The following is a 19,344-nucleotide window of genomic DNA, read 5'->3' on the forward strand; positions in this document are numbered from 1 at the left end:
CAAATCAAATTTAAACAAAATGAGCCCGATTAAATATCGAGCTCACTATTATCAAAATTAATTATAAATTTGTCTAAACTTTTGGGTCCAGTCTAAAACTACGCTTTTTTTGATGAATTTTAATCTAGGGATTTTTTTGTAATATAATAGCGATAGGCTAAAAGCGCTAGTTGCCATTTTTTTGCTCGAGTAGGATCTAGTTTTTGTTTGGTAAAACTAGGTAAAAATAGCTTATTGAACTTGGCTATAAGTTTGAACATGATCTAACGTTTTAAACTAAAATGACCCTTAATGATTCTGCCATCTTGTAAAGAGGCTTGGTACCAATAATCGTCAGAAGGAGCTAAAATTCCATTATACGTTCCATCCCATCCTGCACCTAAAGCTGCTAATTGTTTTATTAATTTTCCATAACGGTCATAAATACGAATGGTTGTGTTAGGGAGGTAATTTGCAGTAATTCCAACTAGATTCCATGTATCATGATACCCATCGCCATTTGGAGTAAAGAATTTTGGGGCACCTAAAACAGAAAAGGTTTCTTCGGCTATACCACAACCATTTAAATCTTTAACATAAGCAGTATATATTCCCATAGGAACGTTCTCAAAAGTATTAGATGTTTGATATGGTCCATAAGCATCATCAAGACTATATACATAGTCTCCATTTCCTGTAACTATTATAGAAACAGTATTGTTTTCTGAAAAATCTGATACAATAATAGAGTTAATATTAGCAATTACTGAGGTGTTTACTTTAATTTTTCTTGTTTCAGAACAACCAAAAGTATTGGTGACCACTACAGTGTATAGACCACCTGTATTTACACTAATCGCATAAGTTGTTTTTCCTGGTAATAATACACCATCCAAATACCATTGATAAGTATAATTATTAATAAGGGTACTATTTAAAACACCAGCATTTATTGTGACATAGCTGTTAGTTGTGTTAGAGCAGATCAAAGTATCATCCAGACCATTAGTGTTTAAATTAACTAAAGGCAATGGATGGACTACAAAAGGAAGCGTTGCAGTAACAGGACAAGTAGTATTCAAAGGATTGGTTACAGTGGCAGTTACATTCTGATTGATGCTATTAAATGGATTTGGTAAATGTTGTAAGATAGTGCCATCTTGCATGGTGAAAGAAAGTGCCATTCCTGTTTGTGTGCCTAACAAGGTTGATTCAACACCAGTGGTGTTGAAAGGATAAATCCCGTTTTGATAGATAGGGTTTGTTTCGTCATCACAAGCAACAAAAGACAAGGACGAGGCAAAAACTTGAGGTAATGTATCAACTACAAAATGAATGTCTTTTTCGTAATAACAAGGTCCATCTGAAGCAAGAGAGGGATTATTTGTGAGTCGTACTGTAATTGTTTTAGTGTTCGTAACAAAAAACGGATTTGGTAGTGTAATGGGTATTCCTGCATCATAAAATGTTACGGAAACATTAGTTTGTCCCTGAAGAATAGTACTTACTAGAGTAGAGGTATCAAATCCATAAGTTCCGTCTTGATCATCATCACAATGATGAACTTCATCATTAATTCCAACCGAGTGAAATACAGGAGTAGGCTCAACAATTAGAGAAAAGGTTTTATATCCAAAACAAGTATTATCAATACTGCTATTGACTTTAACCCAAATCGTCTGTTGGTTTGGATAACCAATATTTCTATAATTTGTGATATTGGTTATAGCTAATGAATTTCCATTAGTATCAATTTCGGCATTAAAATCATTTAGGATTTTATAGAAATTGATACTATAATTACTATATGGAGGAGTTAATTGATTTTGGACACTAGTGTAAATAGCAGATAGGTCAAATGAACTCACGCCATCATATTGATTATTTATGGCGTCAACGTAATCATCACATTTGTATTGGTTGGGAATAACAAAACTGATGGGTAATTGTGTAACTGAAACAATCAAATGGATTTGAGTTATAGAATAACAATGATTATTATTTTCTACACGGACCCAAACGGTTCCATTGCTACTCGAGTAAACAAAAGGATTCGTAATTTGCTGAGAAACATCGTTTGTATTGGCTCCTATTGCTGAAGTAAAATAGGTAAAGGTTTCAGTAGTTGAATTGGCTGAAATTAAAGCATTGTTTACGGTTAAATTAAAATTGGCAATTCCATCGGTGTCATCATCACATTGTTTTAACGTAATAATATTTAGAACAGGTAGTGCAAAAGTAGTTAGGGTAGCCACAGCGGAAGTTTGCCCACAAGAGTTTCCTACTTTGTTGAGTAGGACTCTGAATTTAGTACCACTCATAGAAGGGCTTACACTAGAAATATTCAAAGTACTGGTTGTCGCTCCACTGTACAAAGCATTATTTAATACGTTTGTCCAAGTAGTACCACCATCGGTTGAGAGTTGCCATTGGTAACTATCAATCGAATTAGTAGAAATTGTAAAAGTAGCACTTTGTAGTTCACAAGTTATTTGATCTTGAGGTTGATTAATAATGATAATAGGAGCTCCTATAATGTAATTGGCATTTGGCGTGGTATAACCAACGCCACTTGTTACTACCCCTTTTGGATTAACTGTTGGAGGGGCAATACTTCCCAAAAGGCCATCATTATTTGGGTCAAGGAACCCAGCCTCGATAACATCATTACAGCCATCACCATCACTATCTAAATCAATATAATTATTAGCAGTATCACCATCTGTATCTGCAAGGGTGTAATTTAATTGTCCACTGTCCGCAGAAGTTTCTAATGAGTCAGCTAATCCGTTTGTTCCAAAAGAAGTACCATCTACAATACCATCATTGTTAGTGTCAGTAGCATTAGAATTAGATTCTACCAAATCATATATTCCATCGTTATCAGAATCTAAATCTAGATAATCTGGAATCCCATCATGATCGCTATCGACCGCAGTAATTCCGGTTCCAAAAACATTATCTATTCCGTCTTGATTTGAATCAACATTTAAAAGAGGAAAAAAATTAAGACCTTGAGATTCTACTAAGTCTGGTATTCCATCATTATCACTGTCATAATCATTTTGATCTGGTATTCCGTCATTATCGGAGTCTTTCGCAATACAAGTGGCACTAATTTTAAAAGTAGCCTTATCTATTGACGAGTCAGATAAGTTTTTATGTGTCATACTAAAGGTATTGGAACCATTAGTTAAGAATTGAAAAGTACCAGATCCTGCGGCTAATGGAGTGGTACTATTGAGTCGGAAGCGGATTTCAAAAGAAGAATATTGAGTGATACCACTTTCATATATCCCATCATAGTTAGTATCAATTAACAACTGATTGTTAGGATTTAAAACAGTTATCGTTTTATTGATAGGCGCATTGATAATAAACTCCCCATTTGAATCTATTAAATCAGTCGTGTTTGCTGTGGTAACATACTCCATTTTGAGTGATAATGCATTTGAAAAAGTAAGCGCATATTTTACCCAATTTCCTTTACCAGCAGGTAGATCAGTAATGAAACTCCCATCGGAAAAACCACTGAAAGGAGTAGTACTACTATTAGTTGAAGTTGTAATTTGTCCTGTAAAAGTATAATTAGTAGAACCAGCACTAATCGAACCACTTGCTGTATTTGTTAGTGAAATAATTTGATTTCCGTAGGATTCCGTGCAATTCGTTAAACCATCGTTATCAATATCTGCATCTATATTGTCATTTATACCATCACTATCTGTATCTGGAGGACAAGAGCTTACGGGGATTTCGTCTGAAAAGAAATCAATACCACAATCGGTTAAAGACGCTTTTACTTTGTAATAGCCTGGAACCAAGGGAGTATATGAATTTGAGGTAGCTCCCGCTATGGGATTACCATTTAAATACCATTGATAAACATCAAAATTGCTAATACTATTGACAGTTAAATTAACATTTGGAAGACAATCGGCTGTTGAAGAAGCTCCAGTCTGGAATACAATTTCAGGTTTGAAAGTAAATCCAGAGTAAAAGCCACCATACGTTGCCGCTCCACTGGAACCATAATAGGATAAATAGACTTGTTGAGAGGAAAAAACAGATACATTTCCGGTTAATCCTTGTATGGTATACGTTACAAAATCAGGATTACCTGTTACTGTTAACGGACCTGTCACAGACAAACTTGAAGGTAATGTTGCAAAAGTATAGGAAACCCCATCGATAATAAAATCTAAAGTAGCTCCTGTTTTGGTTACAATACATACAGTTCCTTCAAAATCAGTCAAATCTCCCACTTCATTAATTAAAGGAATATTGTTAATTGATTTTGGTGTTTGACAACTCAAAGGTGGAACAAAATGCATGTTCTGATTGGCTTGGCTGCTGGAGCCTCCAATACCTTGAAAAGCAAAAATATTTTTCGAACTTTTTACATATAAATTGTTATTAGAAGAGAAATCGGCCCCTGTTAATGCAAGATATTGTCCTGAATTTAAAGTGGTTACTGGGGTAGTGTTTCCGTTTAAATAGATTACAGTATTATCTTCATTCGCGATTAATATGGGTCTCTCAGTAACATCAACTCCAGATCCTTTTATAAAAATATACTCAGAACCAGTACGTTCGGCAGATACAATTTGATCCATACCCAAATCTAAATTTGTAGTATCTCCATCACTACCAGCAAAGGAACCACAATTTACAGCAATAGGTTTGTCGGAGGTTATTGAAGCACCTATTAAACCATCACGATTAGCATTGGTAGGCCCTTCAACCGCAATTATAAAACTATCCCCAGCATTTAATGTTATGTTAGAAGGAGTGTTTCCTGCTGCTGTATTGTTTATTAATTGTACGCCTGTTTTAATATCACCAAAAGAAATTGTTGTATTGTTTTCGGTGGCTAATATTGATGCAAAAGTGTAATGGTTGTTAGTTGTTGATGGAACAGAAGTATTTACAAATCCTCCTATTCTAAATTTGGTGCCTAATGCCGCACTTCCTTTCGATACAATTCCACCAGCCTGATAATTTTGAGGTGTTGATGTTAATCTTACATTAACATACACTAAATCTTGAGCTTGGATGATATACCCTTTATTGTGTTTTATGGTATTGACATCACTTCGTGAAATTAATAATTGCGTGTCAAATCCAGCCCCAACAGAATATACATAAGGAGTATCTCTACTCACAACTCCACTAATGACATTTCCTCCAATTTCTTGAATTTGAAAATTTACAGGAGTAACACTTGGACACGAAATATAAATATATTGTCCTTGCGGTTCTTGCGCATCTGAATTGGATAGGGGAGGTATGTAATGTGTTTTACTGAATTGAGCAAAGCAATTCATTGATAATAAGGTAAATAAAGCTATTTTGAGTATCGTATTTTTCATCCGTTAAAAGTAACAAATAAAACATAGTATTCACATAGCCCTACAAAAATTTAGAAATTTTTAAGATTTTGAAAGAGTGTTATAAATCTCTCTTTTTGAGTAAAAGAAAAGAACAATACATAAATAAGAAAGTCCAAAACAAGACAATACCAACATATATAGGTTGTACCTGATAATTTTTAACAAACGTAGCACCTACAGTATTGGAAACAGATTTTACAAAGTTGAGTCTTGTAAAAGGTTCGACGATTAAGTTTGACATCGATTCTAAAGGTAAAATGTTTTTAACCCAATCAATCACAACAGTATCTTTATCTTGTGGTTTATAACCTAAAATATTGTATTTTAATAGCGCATGAACTACATTTTCTCCTAAAAACCAAACAAATATAAAACCTAACGTAAAAGCAGAACGCTTAATTAATAGTGCTAAAAATAAACAAAAAGAAAAGAAAGCTACATGCTTCAAGAAATAAGCAAACAAATAGGACATATCTGAAAAGATGATTCCAATTTCAGTGTAAGATGAATATCTTAGTCCTAATACCAAACTAATTCCAAAAACAAAAAAGGTAGATATTCCAGAAAATAAAAGAATTGTGTATATTTTTGAAAGTAAAAATTCTTTCTTTGACATACCGTCTATTAAGTTTTGCTTTAAAGTTCCATAACTAAACTCATTGGCCACCATTGAAACTATAATCACAGCCAAAAATAATTTGAACCATGAGGCAACATAGGTTGTAAAATGCCAAATATAAGGGAAATTGAAAAAACCACTTTTCGCAGCTTCAAATTTAAAAAAGCCAAAGTCAAATTCAATTAAAGCGATGCTGGCTAGTAAAAATAAGGATAAAAAGTAAATAATGCTTAAAGTACGACTGGCTTTATTGAACCAAATCTTCTGTAATTCTATTGAGAGTAATCGTTTCATTTAAAAGAAATTAGTTGGTTAATTTTAAAAATTGTTCTTCCAAACTTATTTTACGTTTTGATAAGTGAGTTAAAACAATATTTTGATGGAATAAATATTGGTTAAGTTCTCCTGCTTCCAAGGGTGCTTTTAAATAGACTAATGCTTTTCCGTCTTTAACTTCAATTTTATCAACAGCTTCAAGATTTGATATTACTTTAATTAAAGCATCTAAATGTTCAGATTGTAACTCAAAGAATCCATTATTAGCTAACATTTCATCAACTAAACCTTGGTATAAAGATACTCCATTTCGGAGCACAATAACATGTGTGCATACCTTTTCAACTTCATCCAGGAGGTGAGAGGCTAGTAAAATGGTTGTGCCTTGGTTTGCAATGATTTTAATTAAATCCCTAATTTGGCGAATTCCTTGAGGATCTAGTCCATTGGTAGGTTCATCTAAGATTAATATTTCGGGATCATTTAATAAAGCAGAAGCAATGGCTAAACGTTGTTTCATACCTAATGAAAACGTTTTGAATTTACTGTCTTTTCTATCTAATAGACCAACTAATTCTAGTTTTTCGATTACTTTATCGAATGAAATATTTTTGATTTTACAAACCAACTTCAAATTTTCCTCTGCGGTCATATAGGGGTAAAAGTTAGGTCGCTCAATAATGGCTCCGACTTTTTTTAAAGCGTCATGTGTGGAAAGCTTACCTTCAAACCATTCGAAATCCCCCGAAGTTTTATTCACTACATTTAAGACAATCCCTAGAGTAGTTGATTTACCACTTCCGTTGGGACCCAAAATCCCATAGACATTGCCTTTTTGAATTTCTAATGAGACATCTTTAACCGCATGGATTTTTCCATAACGTTTATTTAATTTTTTTATTGATAGTATGGTATCCATGTGTTAAATTTTCTTAAGTATAACATAAGACGATTCGCTCGTCAATTTGTTACCAAAACACAAAAAAAGTCACCACAGCGGTGACTTTTGATTGAAAATAGTGTTAATTTACTTAAGGCGAAGTTTTTAAAGCCTCATCATACTTTTCAGAAACTTTTTTCCAATTAATCACTTTAAAAAAAGCTTCGATATATTTTTTTCTGCGGTATTGGTAATTCAGATAATAGGCATGTTCCCATAAATCAATTCCCAAAATGGGGATTCCTTTTACTGTTGCATTTGATAAAAGAGGATTGTCTTGATTTTGAGTTGTAGTGATACTCAATTGCCCTGATTTCGATACAACAAGCCAAGCCCAACCCGAACCAAATACTTTGTTCGCAGCATCTTCAAACTGTGTTTTAAACGACTCTAAAGAGCCAAAGTTTTTATTGATAGAACTTGTCAAGGTATCACTAGGTTTTTCATTGCTTTTACATCCTAAAATATCAAAAAATAGGGTATGGTTATAGTAACCTCCCAAGTTGTTTTTCAACTCATTATTATTCAAGTCCAATTTTTTATAAATGTCTTCAATAGGAATGTTTTCTTGTTCGGTTCCTTTTAAGAGATTGTTTAATGCATTTGTATACGTTACATAATGTTTTGAGTAATGAATTTCCATAGTCATCGCATCAATATGAGGAGCTAAATCATCATATTTATAGCCTAATTTTGTTACTTCAAAGGCTCCTGATTCTGCTTTCACATCATCGGGAGTTCCAATGGTAACTTTTTCTTGAGTGGTAGGTAAAGGCACTTCAACAACCTCGGTATATTTTTTTCTTTTACAAGATTCTAATGAGATTGAAAGAGCAAGGCATGCGCAGAGAATCCATAACTTTTTCATAGGTTACTTTTTTTTGACTAAATCGTCTATTGCTTCGATGTATAATTCTTTACATTCCTCTTTTGAAAGATGGTTTATTTGAATCCATGCGTTCATTTTAAAAGCATTTCTCAAATCATATACTGGATAATTTCTGTTTTCAGAAAAATTTCCATGAGTCGCTTGTTTGTATAAGGCATACAAACGCAATTGAACATCTTGCGGCAATTCGGCTTGAGTCATTGTATTGGCAAGTGCTACTGCTTTTTCAAAACGTTTTTCTAAATCAAGTTCTTGCATTTATTTTGTTGCAATAATAGTTTTATTTCCAACAGCTTTTTGTCCAATGCTTACTTTTATATCGGTTCCAAGAGGGAAATATAAATCAACTCTTGAACCAAATTTTATAAATCCAGCATCATGTCCTTGACGTACGTGCATTCCTTCTTCAGCATAATTCACAATGCGTTTTGCTAAGGCTCCCGCAATTTGTCTATACATGATTTCTCCAAAAATTCTATTTTCTATTACTACAGTGGTACGCTCATTTTCAGTACTGGCTTTGGGATGCCAAGCTACTAAATATTTACCAGGATGATATTTGCTGTATTTTACTTTTCCACTTGTAGCATAACGCGTTACATGCACGTTTATTGGTGACATAAATATTGAAACTTGTAAGCGCTTATCTTTAAAATATTCAGGTTCAAAAACCTCTTCAATAACAACTACTTTCCCATCAACGGGAGCTACGATATGGTAATCATTAACTTCTATTGTTCTTACTGGGTTTCTAAAAAATTGTAAAATTAAAAGGAATAAGGCAAGTAATACATATTGTATGGGTTTTAAAATCCATGGATTTGTGAATACATAGGACGAACCCAATAACAATACGATAAAAACAACTAATGAGATAAAAATAATTTTCGATCCTTCTTTATGAAACATAACTTAAAATTTGATAAAACAAAAATACAAAAGGCGCTACAAATATAACACTATCTAATCGATCTAAAATGCCTCCATGACCTGGCATGATGGCGCCGCTGTCTTTAACTCCGGCAATTCGTTTAAATTTTGACTCAATTAAATCACCAATTGTCCCTAAAATCCCCACAATTAACGCCATACAACACCAAATTAAAATAGAGCGATTGCTAAATTTTGGACTGGCTTGAATGAAAAATTTTGAAATAAGAAATCCAGCAAACACGGCAAATAGGATGCCTCCTAAAAATCCTTCAATAGTTTTTTTTGGAGAAATTCGTTCAAGTAATTTATGTTTTCCAATTGATTTTCCTACTAAATAGGCAAAAGTATCGTTCGTCCAAATCAAAATGAATAGTCCAATAATAATTTTGGGATTATAACTTTTTACACCAAAGGATATCTTGGTAATAAAAATAAAGGGTAGAATGATATAACCCACTAAATAAAGGTATTTTGAAGAAGTACTTATTTTTTGAATAGAATCATAAAATAAAAAGAGCACACCTTTTATTGATACTACTAAAGTTATAGCCAATAAGACAAGGTTCAAGTTTTTTATATTAATAGATAAATCATACTTGTTGTTAAATTGATGGTCTAGAATAAACTCAGTTTCTTTTCGGTAGGCACTGACCAAAGTTACCGCAGTGTAAAAGCATCCACCAAAAAGAATAGGAAAAATTTTATTAATTTGGACTAAATTACAATATTCATAGATTGCTATGAGTAAAAAAATTCCAAACAAGATAAAAAAACTTTCAGTAGTAAAAAGAATAGATGATACTAAAAGTACTATATAAACTGCACCAGATAGGGCTCGTTTTAGTGTTTCATTCATTATTATAAATCTTCTAAAAGAAGTAAATACATGTTTTTAGCACAACTTCCATAAGTTAGGAAATCTTCTTCTTCTACTTTTTCAAAATACTTAATTGTGGTAATATTGGTTGGATAATCTTTATTGTATTTCTTTTTTATGGCACGTAAACCATCACTTACAGCGGCAATAATTTGACTTGTTGTAGCAATTATTACAAAATTATCGGGTAATTCATTGGGTTTTTTATGCTTGATTTGGTTGGAAGAAAATAAGATTGAACCTTCTTCAGCAATAAGATTTTCGCAGCTTGCAAAAAAGAATTTAGGTTCTTTAACATCAGTATAAGGTAATTTATTTTCGTCTAAAAGTGAAAATAATTTAGATTCATAACACAATACCTCATTTTCAAACCAATCGTTTTCTTCTAAAATATTTTCAAATTGTTCCTTTAATTCATTCAAGCTATCACAATAGATAAACTTACCTCCATTTTTTTTAAAATTATAGGTAAATAAATCATCAATTGGAAGATTTGAAGGAGTCATTGCTCCCTGCTCATTTTGATTCTCCTCATCGGAAGACTCGTTAGTAGCACCAAATATTTTTTTAAAAAGACTCATAAAATAATATAATGTTCTTTACGTATTATCTGAAAACTTCCAAAGATAAAAAAATCTTAATTCAAAATACATTTTTGAATTAAGATTTTCACTTTTTTTGAATATTTTGATTTTATTCTACTTCAATTTCAGGAGTCTCTTGATCCTTTTTGAATGGTCTTTTACCAAAAATGGTTTCCAAGTCATCTTTAAAAATCACTTCACGTTCAATGAGTAAGTCAGCCAATTGTTCCAATTTGTCTTTATTCTCATTAAGAATTTCAATCGCTCTTTGGTACTGACCTTCTATTAATGCGGAGATTTCCTTATCAATAATTAATGCAGTATCATCAGAATAAGGCTTGCTAAAATTATAATCACTTTGTCCCGAGGAATCATAATAAGTAATATTTCCTAATTTATCATTCAAACCATAAATCGTTACCATTGCTCTTGCTTGTTTGGTTACTTTTTCTAAATCGGATAATGCGCCTGTAGAAATCGTATCAAAAATTACTTTCTCAGCAGCTCGTCCTCCCATAGTCGCGCACATTTCGTCAAGCATTTGGTCGGGTCTCACTATTTGACGTTCTTCTGGTAAATACCAAGCTGCTCCCAAACTTTGTCCACGTGGTACAATGGTTACTTTGATTAAGGGTGCTGCATGTTCGAGCATCCAACTCACAGTAGCATGACCTGCTTCATGAATAGCAATAGCTCTTTTTTCTTCTGGAGTGATGATTTTATTTTTTTTCTCCAATCCTCCTATAATTCGATCCACAGCATCCAGAAAATCTTGTTTGTCTACGGCATTTTTATTATTTCTTGCCGCTATAAGTGCCGCTTCATTACATACATTTGCAATGTCCGCACCAGAAAAACCAGGGGTTTGTTTGGCAAGAAAATCAGTGTCTAAATCCTCTACTTTTTTTAGAGGTGTCAAATGCACTTCAAAAATCTCTTTACGTTCTCTGATATCTGGTAAGTCCACATAAATTTGTCGATCAAAACGACCTGCTCGCATCAATGCTTTATCAAGTACATCGGCTCTATTCGTTGCTGCTAAAACAATAACATGAGTATTGGTTCCAAAACCATCCATTTCGGTAAGGAGCTGATTGAGCGTGTTTTCTCTTTCGTCATTGCCACCTGAAAAATTATTTTTTCCACGCGCTCTTCCCACGGCGTCAATTTCATCTATAAAGATAATGGCAGGTGATTTTTCTTTGGCTTGTTTGAATAAATCTCGAACTCTTGAAGCTCCAACTCCTACAAACATCTCTACGAAATCAGATCCTGATAATGAGAAAAACGGAACTTTTGCTTCACCGGCCACCGCTTTGGCTAATAATGTTTTACCTGTACCAGGAGGACCAACTAGCAAAGCTCCTTTTGGTATTTTACCACCTAAAACAGTATATTTTTCTGGATTTCTAAGGAACTCAACAATTTCTTGTACCTCTTCTTTGGCACCCTCTAGTCCAGCAACATCTTTAAATGTAGTTTTTACTTGAGAATTTTCATCAAATAATTTGGCACGCGATTTACCAATATTAAAAATTTGTCCGCCAGCGCCGCCAGCGCCGCCCGACATTCTTCTCATAAAATACAACCAAACTCCAATTAGAAGGATGATAGGAAGAAAATTGCCTATATATTCAGACCAATCACTTCTTGTTTTGAAATCGTAATCTTTTAACTTATTTTGTTTAACGGCTTCATCGAGTTTTTTCTGAAACAATTCATCATTACCCGTGTCAAACATATAATGTGGACCTTTGTTTATACCCCCAAAAAGAGGGTCTTTAGCTACTTTACTGTTTGCTTTATCTTTTAACGCTTCTTTTGTTAAATAAGCCTCAGCTTCAACCTTATTATAAACTATTACTTTTTCAATTTGCCCTTTGTTTAAAAGTTCGTCAAATTTTGAAGACGAAATTTTAGAAGGATCTTGAATGCCACCACTATTAAAAATGTTTAATAAAATAAACATAAAAATAATAGCCCCAGATATCCACCAAGGACTAAATTTTAAACCACCAGGTTTTTTGTTCTCTGACATATTTCTTTGTACGTTTTAGTATTTATTTTCGATTACTGTAATTTTGGCATCACCCCATAGGTCTTCGATGTTGTAATAGGTTCTGATTTCCTTTTGAAATACGTGAACAACAATACTCACATAATCCATCAAAACCCATTCAGCATTGTCGGTTCCTTCCACATGCCATGGTTTTTCTTTTAATTCTTTGGAAACTATTTTTTGAACGGAATGTACTATCGCATTTACTTGGGTGTTGGAACTTCCGTTACAGATTACAAAATAATCACAAACCGCGGTATCAATAGCTCTTAAGTCGAGTATAACAATGTCATTTCCCTTAACTTCTTCTATTCCTTTTATGATGTTTGTCAGTAAAACATCTGTACTTACTATCTTTTTCGTCATCTAAAATTTATATAATTTGCAAATGTATCAAAAATTGTCATTATTTTTGATGCTTAACATAACTTTAATTTCCCATACAAATTGTTATATGAAACTTATCAAACTCGATGCCATAGATTCTACAAACGATTTTTTAAAAAAAGCTGCACGTCAAGAAACACTTGAAAATTTTACGGTCGTGACCGCTCAAAATCAAACCAAAGGGAAAGGGCAAATGGGGGCGATCTGGAATTCTGAATCGGGTAAGAATTTAATTATGAGTTTTTTAGTCCGATTTACATTTGAATCTATCGAGGCAATTTTTTTACTTAATGCAGCTGTCGCTCTTGCTGTAGCAGAAACGTTACAAGAGCTTTCAATTCCTAACATTTCTATCAAATGGCCGAACGACATTTTGTCAGATTCAAAAAAAGTATGTGGCATTCTCATTGAAAACAGTTTCAAAAATGGAGTTGAAATAGAATCGATAATTGGTATCGGAATCAATGTCAACCAACAATCTTTTGAAAATCTTCCCAAAGCTTCTTCGCTTGCTCGAATCACTCAAAAGGAATATGATGTTGATGCGCTTCGAGATCGTGTTTTGTTTCATTTTCAAAAGCACTATGTGAAAATTGTTTCATCTAATAGCGCTTATATTTGGGAAAATTACCATGCCTTATTGTTCAAAATAAATGTTCCTATGCCTTTTGAAGATGCTTTTCAACAGCGTTTTATGGGTATTATTAAAGGCGTTTCTACAGATGGAACATTACAAGTGTTATTAGAAAATGATTCCATTGCTTCTTTTGGAATTAAAGAAATTCAATTATTATATTGATGTATAGACTATTTTTCAGATAACATGATTAATATCATTTTGTTACTGTAATCTTATTCGGAATTTTGGTGTATTAATAAAACACTTAAAACTAAAAGATTATGGCAAATTTTGATAGTAAACACGTTAAAAATGTTGTTTTAGTGGGTCACACGGGAAGTGGTAAGACCACACTTATAGAATCGATGCTTTTTGAATCAGGCTTAATCAACAGAAGAGGAACCGTTTTGGATAAAAATACAGTAGCTGATTACACTGAGATTGAGCATGAAAAAGGGAAAACATTTTTCTCCAAATTGGTAAATACCAAATGGAAAGGATATAAAATTAATCTACTAGACACACCAGGATATGATGATTTTGCAGGTGAAATTGTAGGAGCCATGCGTGTAGCCGATTGTGGGGTGATGGTACTAAATGCAACAATGGGTGTTGAAGTTGGTACAGACATAATTTGGGAGTATACCGAGGCTTACAAACTACCTATGTTGTTGGCTGTAAATCATTTGGATAATGAAAAATCTGATTTTGATAAATCGGTTCGTGAAGCTAAAAATCATTTTGGAACGAATGTGGTGGTGGTTCAATATCCTGTCAATCAAGGCGAATCATTTAATGCTATCGTAGATGTATTGAATATGGTGTTGTATCAATATCTTAAAGAGGGTGGAAAACCAGAAAAATTACCCATTCCAGATGAAGAAAAAGAAAGAGCCAACCAACTGCATCAGGAGCTTATTGAAACCATAGCAGGTAATGATGAAACCTTGATGGAACGTTATTTCGAAAAAGGAGAATTGGATGAAGACGAAATGAAGTTAGGGTTACATCATTCGTTAATTAAACATGAAATTTTTCCTATTTTCTGTGTTTCGGCTAAACAAAATATGGGTTGTGGAAGAATCATGAGTTTTATAGACAATGTGTGTCCATCGGCGTATGAGATGCCCAAACAAAAAACGATTGAAGGTGCTGAAATTGAATGTACTGAAACAGCAGATGCAGCGCTTTTTATATATAAAACGTTGTCAGAACCTCACATAGGGGATTTAAGTTTCTTTAAAGTCCTTTCGGGTAAAATAAAAGTAGGCGATGAGTTGACCAATGAAAACACAGGTCAAATAGAACGAATCAATCAATTGTTTGAGGTGGAAGGCAGTAAAAGAACAGCTGTTAACGAATTGGTCGCAGGCGATATCGGAGCTACGTTAAAATTAAAAGATACACACACCAATAATACGTTACATGAAAAAGGAAAACCTATAGAAATTGTTCCTATAGAGTTTCCAAATCCCACCTTGACTGTTGCTGTTGAAGGCACTAAAAAAGGAGAAGAAGAAAAACTATCTATGGCGCTTCATCAGTTGGTTGAAGAAGACCCAACAATACGTGTTGAAGTCTCAGCTGAGTTGAGACAAACGTTAATTCACTGCCATGGAGAATTACATTTGGCAGTCATCCGATGGAAATTGGAAAATGCCTTAAAATTATCAGTCGAATTTAAAGCACCAAAAATTCCTTATCGAGAAACTATTCGAAAAGCCGCGGAAACGATATATAGACATAAAAAACAATCAGGGGGAGCCGGACAATTTGCTGAAGTTGCTATGAAAATCGAGCCATGGTATGAAGAAATGCCAGACCCTGTTGGCTATTCTATTAGAGGAAAAGAAGTGCACGACTTACCGTGGGGTGGCAAATTAGTATATTATAATTGTATTGTTGGAGGGGCTATTGATGCTCGTTTTCATCCCTCAATATTAAAAGGAATCATGGAAAAAATGAGTGAAGGACCATTAACAGGTTCCTATGTTCGAGATATTCGGGTGATTATTTTTGACGGAAAAATGCATACTGTAGATAGTAATGATTTGGCATTCAAAACAGCTGGAATGATGGCGTTTAAAGAAAATTTCCACAATGCCGACCCACTTTTGTTGGAACCATTCCATAAAATTGTGATTCATGCGCCTGAAGAATTAACAGGAGCTATCATGAGCACGATTCAATCCCATAGAGCTATGGTTGAAGGAATGGATGCAGAAGGACATTTCTCAATTGTAAAAGCTTTAGTTCCTTATGCCGAAACCCAACAATTAACAAGCGATTTACGAGCTTTAACACAAGGTAGAGCCCGATTTACATTGGCGTTTAGTCATTATGACGAAGTGCCATTTGATTTACAGAAAAAACTCGTTTCCGAAAGTAAACAGGAACTCGAGTTGGTTTAATTTTGTTTTATTAATAAGAAAACCACGCTTATTGAGCGTGGTTTTTTTATAAAATTTGATGTAAAACTCTTAAAGTTTGTGCATGTTACTTACTAATGTCTCTAAAAATTTTGTAATCGGCCCCTTTATCATCATAGCCATCATTGGGTTAAATTCGCCCTCAAAATCCATTTTAATAGCACACGTATTTTCAGAAAGACTTTCTAATTGTGCAACTAACGTAAAAGGAAGTTTATCGCTAGCAGCCGCAAGATTTATTCTAGTATGTGGAATTCCTTCTTTTAGACGCAATTTGATTTCTGGCATGCCTTTCAAACCAAAATTGAAAATATCCTCACCAAGCACTTCAAATTTAGCAATGTTTTCTGGCATTAATGTTTCGTAATTTTTTACATCCGATAATTGGGTGTAGAGATACGCTGCTGATTTTTCAACGGTAACTTTTGGACTTTCTAGATTCATATTTTTCTTTTTTAGGGGAAAGAAAACAGATTGTAGAATAAAGACATTCCGTCCATTCTCTATTTTCTATTCTCTATTCTCTATTCTCTATTCTCTATTCTCTTTATTCTTGTTTCTATTATTTACACATTCCAAGTAGATGGATTTTTACGCCATTCTTGTAAGGTTTGTTGTTCGTTTTCTGTAATGTATTGTTTTTCTACGGCTAAGTCAAGTAAATGACTATAATTGCTTAATGTATTCAAATTCACTTGTGCTTTTGAAAAGTTTTCATGGGCTATATCAAATTCATACGAAAAAATAGCAAGCATGCCCTTTACATTTGCCCCTGCGGCTTTCAAGGCTTCAACCGCTAAAAGACTACTACTTCCTGTAGAAATCAAATCTTCTATGACAACTACATTTTGGCCTTTTTGTAAAAAACCTTCTACTTGATTTTGTCTGCCATGTTTTTTTGGTTCAGGTCTGACATAAACAAATGGTAAACCTAATTCTTCAGCGACAAGTATTCCAATACCAATAGCTCCTGTAGCGACACCCGCAATCACATCGGGTTTGCCATAAAGAGCTTCTATTTGTGTAGCAAATTCATCTCTAATGTAGTTTCGAATCGCTGGAAATGAAAGCGTTAAACGATTGTCACAATAGATAGGGGACTTCCAACCCGATGCCCATAAAAAAGGATTTGACGGATTCAATTTAATTGCATTTATTTGTAAAAGCAATTCGGCTGTTTTTTCGGCTGTTTTTTCACTAAAAATCATAGTGCAAATGTATAAAGTTTTTGTCAACGATAAACCACTTTTTTTAACAAATGAAGTTTCAAAAGAAACCGATTTTCAAATTTTTTTATTAGAAAGTGTCGATATTGAACAGCTTATTGTTAAAATGTTTACCAATAAGATTAAGAAAGCCTATTTGTATTATCCAGATGAAAAGGAAATTCTTAAAAAGATAAAAGAAAAAATACCTGTTAACAAAGCGGGCGGAGGACTCGTTTACAACAAAAAGGGAGAAGTCTTGTTTATTCTGAGGAACGGAAAATGGGATTTACCCAAAGGAGGGATTGAAAAAGACGAAACAATTGAAGAAACTGCCATTCGAGAAGTAGAAGAAGAAACAGGCGTAAATCAATTGAAAATTACTAAAAAACTCCAAAAAACCTATCACGTTTTTAAGCGTAATGGAAAATACAAATTAAAAGTAACGCATTGGTATGAAATGACCACTTCTTTTGAAGGCATTCCAAAAGGCCAACTCGAAGAAGGAATCGAAGCGGTGGCTTGGATTCACCCTGATAAAATAGGGGAGGCCTTAAAAAATTCGTACGAGAATATTAAGTTGCTTTTTGAAACACAGGTATAGAATTGTTACAAACGAACGGCATCGGGAACCAAAATGGTATAATCTCCTTTATTGCGAATCACATCTCGAACAATACTCGAACTAATATATGATGTACTTGCTGCTGTGAGTAAAAAAACGGTTTCAATTTTTGATAAACGTCTGTTGGTATGGGCAATCGCTTTTTCAAATTCGAAATCGGCAGGATTACGCAATCCTCTCAATATGAACTGTGCCTGCTCTTTATGACATAAATCAATAGTCAATCCCTCATAAGTGATGACTTTCACTTTCGGTTCGTCTCTAAAAGTCTCTTCGATAAATCGTTTCCGTTCTTCTAGTGGAAACATGTATTTTTTATCGGCATTTACACCAATAGCTACAATGACTTCATCAAATAATGAAACACCCCTTTTTATAATGTCGTAATGTCCGTTGGTGATGGGGTCAAAAGAACCTGGAAAAATAGCTTTTTTCATTTTTTTAGCTTTAAATCAAAAATTGTTAATCCATAAAAAACATTACTTTTTCCAAATAGGTTTACGTTTCAAGGCTAATTCAATTTCATTGTCAATTAAATCAGACATCGCCATTTGAGCATGAGCCGCTTGTTGTGGAAAAATACTTTGTGGCGATAAACCAGGATTGGTATTGATTTCTATAAAATGAGGAACATCATTCATAATAATGAAATCCGTTCTTGAAAATCCCGTCATGCCCAAGGATTCATAAACTTTTTTGGCAGTTTCCTCCACATGTTTTTGAAGAGGTTCCGATAAGTTGGCGGGTGTAATTTCATCTGACTTTCCTAAATATTTAGCTTCATAATCAAAAAAACTATTTTGAGATAGAATTTCAGTAATCCCCATCACTTTTGTTTCTCCTTTGTATTTGATGACACCAACCGAAACTTCGCGACCATTCAAATACGACTCGATTAAAATATCGTCATCTTCTGCAAAAGCAAATGCTAAAGCTTTCTCAAAATCGTCTAATGTAGTAACCATTGAAACACCCAGTGAGCTTCCGGATTGGTTGGGTTTTACAAAAAAGGGCAGTCCTAATTCGGCTGCAATTTTAGTTCCATCTATCGTATCTCCTTTTGATAAATAAATGGATTTGGCTTTTGGGATATCAAATTTCGATAATACCGATAGGGTGTCTCTCTTATTAAACGTTAAGCTTGACTGGTAGTAATGGCACCCCGTGTAGGGAATTTCCAATAATTCCCAATAGGCCTGCATGTGTCCATCTTCTCCTGGCGTACCGTGAATGGTATTGACCACAACGTCAAATGTTATTTTTTTTCCTTCTATGGTAACAGAAAAATCACCCCTTGATAAGGTGTATTTGGTTCCTTCATGTAAGCAATACCAATCGTCAAGCAAGATATGGACTTCATAGGGTGTGTATTTTGAGCGATCGATTTGACTCAAAAGCAATTGACCACTTCGCAACGATATTACAGATTCGTCTGAATATCCTCCCATTACAATAGCAACATTCATTTTTTCATTTTTTATATAGCACAAATTTAAAACAATTGTTGAAACTTGGTGCATCTGCCTCAAA

The 19,344-nt window shown here is 33.8% G+C and carries 18 protein-coding genes; 3 read left to right on the top strand and 15 right to left on the bottom strand.

Going from position 1 to position 19,344, the window contains the following annotated elements; genetic code table 11:
* Window positions 1–119: 119 nt before the first annotated feature.
* From CLV55_RS10355 to rsfS, 11 genes are all read right to left on the bottom strand, one after another.
* Entirely contained in the window at window positions 120–260 is a 141-nt protein-coding gene (locus tag CLV55_RS10355; RefSeq protein WP_112113729.1) for an SsrA-binding protein, read from the bottom strand.
* A 3-nt stretch (window positions 261–263) separates the two neighbouring features.
* Window positions 264–5,351 (bottom strand): T9SS type B sorting domain-containing protein, encoded by a 5,088-nt coding sequence (locus tag CLV55_RS10360; RefSeq protein WP_112113730.1) that lies wholly within the window; start codon window positions 5,349–5,351, stop codon window positions 264–266.
* A gap of 79 nt (window positions 5,352–5,430) precedes the next feature.
* Entirely contained in the window at window positions 5,431–6,285 is an 855-nt protein-coding gene (locus CLV55_RS10365) for an ABC transporter permease (RefSeq protein WP_112113731.1), read from the bottom strand.
* Window positions 6,286–6,295: 10 nt separating this feature from the next.
* Window positions 6,296–7,186, bottom strand: a complete 891-nt coding sequence (locus CLV55_RS10370) for an ABC transporter ATP-binding protein (protein ID WP_112113732.1) — start codon at window positions 7,184–7,186, stop codon at window positions 6,296–6,298.
* A 112-nt stretch (window positions 7,187–7,298) separates the two neighbouring features.
* On the bottom strand, window positions 7,299–8,075 hold the full coding sequence (locus tag CLV55_RS10375) for a superoxide dismutase (protein ID WP_112113733.1): 777 nt from the start codon (window positions 8,073–8,075) through the stop codon (window positions 7,299–7,301).
* Between the two features lie 3 nt (window positions 8,076–8,078).
* Window positions 8,079–8,354, bottom strand: a complete 276-nt coding sequence (locus CLV55_RS10380; RefSeq protein WP_112113734.1) for an acyl-CoA-binding protein — start codon at window positions 8,352–8,354, stop codon at window positions 8,079–8,081.
* Window positions 8,355–9,005 (bottom strand): phosphatidylserine decarboxylase family protein, encoded by a 651-nt coding sequence (locus CLV55_RS10385; RefSeq protein ID WP_112113735.1) that lies wholly within the window; start codon window positions 9,003–9,005, stop codon window positions 8,355–8,357. It abuts the gene before it with no gap.
* Window positions 8,995–9,885 carry a phosphatidate cytidylyltransferase gene (locus CLV55_RS10390; protein ID WP_112113736.1) on the bottom strand — a complete coding sequence of 297 codons (891 nt, stop codon included), beginning with the start codon at window positions 9,883–9,885 and terminating at the stop codon, window positions 8,995–8,997. The genes CLV55_RS10385 and CLV55_RS10390 overlap by 11 nt, the downstream gene beginning before the upstream one ends.
* A 2-nt stretch (window positions 9,886–9,887) precedes the next feature.
* Window positions 9,888–10,487 (bottom strand): LUD domain-containing protein, encoded by a 600-nt coding sequence (locus CLV55_RS10395; protein ID WP_112113737.1) that lies wholly within the window; start codon window positions 10,485–10,487, stop codon window positions 9,888–9,890.
* A gap of 112 nt (window positions 10,488–10,599) precedes the next feature.
* Window positions 10,600–12,528 carry an ATP-dependent zinc metalloprotease FtsH gene (gene ftsH / locus CLV55_RS10400; RefSeq protein WP_112113738.1) on the bottom strand — a complete coding sequence of 643 codons (1,929 nt, stop codon included), beginning with the start codon at window positions 12,526–12,528 and terminating at the stop codon, window positions 10,600–10,602.
* A gap of 15 nt (window positions 12,529–12,543) precedes the next feature.
* Window positions 12,544–12,915: a ribosome silencing factor gene (gene rsfS / locus CLV55_RS10405; RefSeq protein WP_112113739.1), complete on the bottom strand. Its 372-nt coding sequence runs from the start codon at window positions 12,913–12,915 to the stop codon at window positions 12,544–12,546.
* A gap of 88 nt (window positions 12,916–13,003) precedes the next feature.
* Between rsfS and CLV55_RS10410 the strand changes: the two genes are divergently transcribed.
* Together CLV55_RS10410 and CLV55_RS10415 are read left to right on the top strand one after the other, a co-directional pair.
* Window positions 13,004–13,735 carry a biotin--[acetyl-CoA-carboxylase] ligase gene (locus CLV55_RS10410; RefSeq protein ID WP_112113832.1) on the top strand — a complete coding sequence of 244 codons (732 nt, stop codon included), beginning with the start codon at window positions 13,004–13,006 and terminating at the stop codon, window positions 13,733–13,735.
* A gap of 101 nt (window positions 13,736–13,836) precedes the next feature.
* A complete protein-coding gene (locus CLV55_RS10415) occupies window positions 13,837–15,966 on the top strand; it encodes an elongation factor G (RefSeq protein WP_112113740.1) in 2,130 nt (709 codons plus the stop codon).
* A gap of 69 nt (window positions 15,967–16,035) precedes the next feature.
* Here the strand turns inward: CLV55_RS10415 and CLV55_RS10420 are convergent, their stop codons facing one another.
* Both CLV55_RS10420 and pyrE read right to left on the bottom strand, forming a co-directional pair.
* Entirely contained in the window at window positions 16,036–16,428 is a 393-nt protein-coding gene (locus CLV55_RS10420) for an SRPBCC family protein (RefSeq protein WP_112113741.1), read from the bottom strand.
* Between the two features lie 122 nt (window positions 16,429–16,550).
* Window positions 16,551–17,192 (bottom strand): orotate phosphoribosyltransferase, encoded by a 642-nt coding sequence (gene pyrE / locus CLV55_RS10425; RefSeq protein WP_112113742.1) that lies wholly within the window; start codon window positions 17,190–17,192, stop codon window positions 16,551–16,553.
* 7 nt (window positions 17,193–17,199) lie between these two features.
* Here pyrE and CLV55_RS10430 point away from each other — a divergent pair, with 7 nt between their 5' ends.
* Window positions 17,200–17,793, top strand: a complete 594-nt coding sequence (locus CLV55_RS10430; RefSeq protein WP_112113743.1) for an NUDIX hydrolase — start codon at window positions 17,200–17,202, stop codon at window positions 17,791–17,793.
* Between the two features lie 5 nt (window positions 17,794–17,798).
* Here the strand turns inward: CLV55_RS10430 and coaD are convergent, their stop codons facing one another.
* Together coaD and CLV55_RS10440 are read right to left on the bottom strand one after the other, a co-directional pair.
* Window positions 17,799–18,251, bottom strand: a complete 453-nt coding sequence (coaD, locus tag CLV55_RS10435) for a pantetheine-phosphate adenylyltransferase (RefSeq protein ID WP_112113744.1) — start codon at window positions 18,249–18,251, stop codon at window positions 17,799–17,801.
* Window positions 18,252–18,293: 42 nt separating this feature from the next.
* Window positions 18,294–19,280, bottom strand: coding sequence for a D-alanine--D-alanine ligase (locus CLV55_RS10440; protein WP_112113833.1), 987 nt, complete (start codon window positions 19,278–19,280; stop codon window positions 18,294–18,296).
* Window positions 19,281–19,344: the final 64 nt, after the last annotated feature.

The sequence above is a fragment of the Flavobacterium aciduliphilum genome (assembly GCF_003268855.1).
Classification (GTDB): Bacteria; Bacteroidota; Bacteroidia; order Flavobacteriales; family Flavobacteriaceae; genus Flavobacterium; species Flavobacterium aciduliphilum.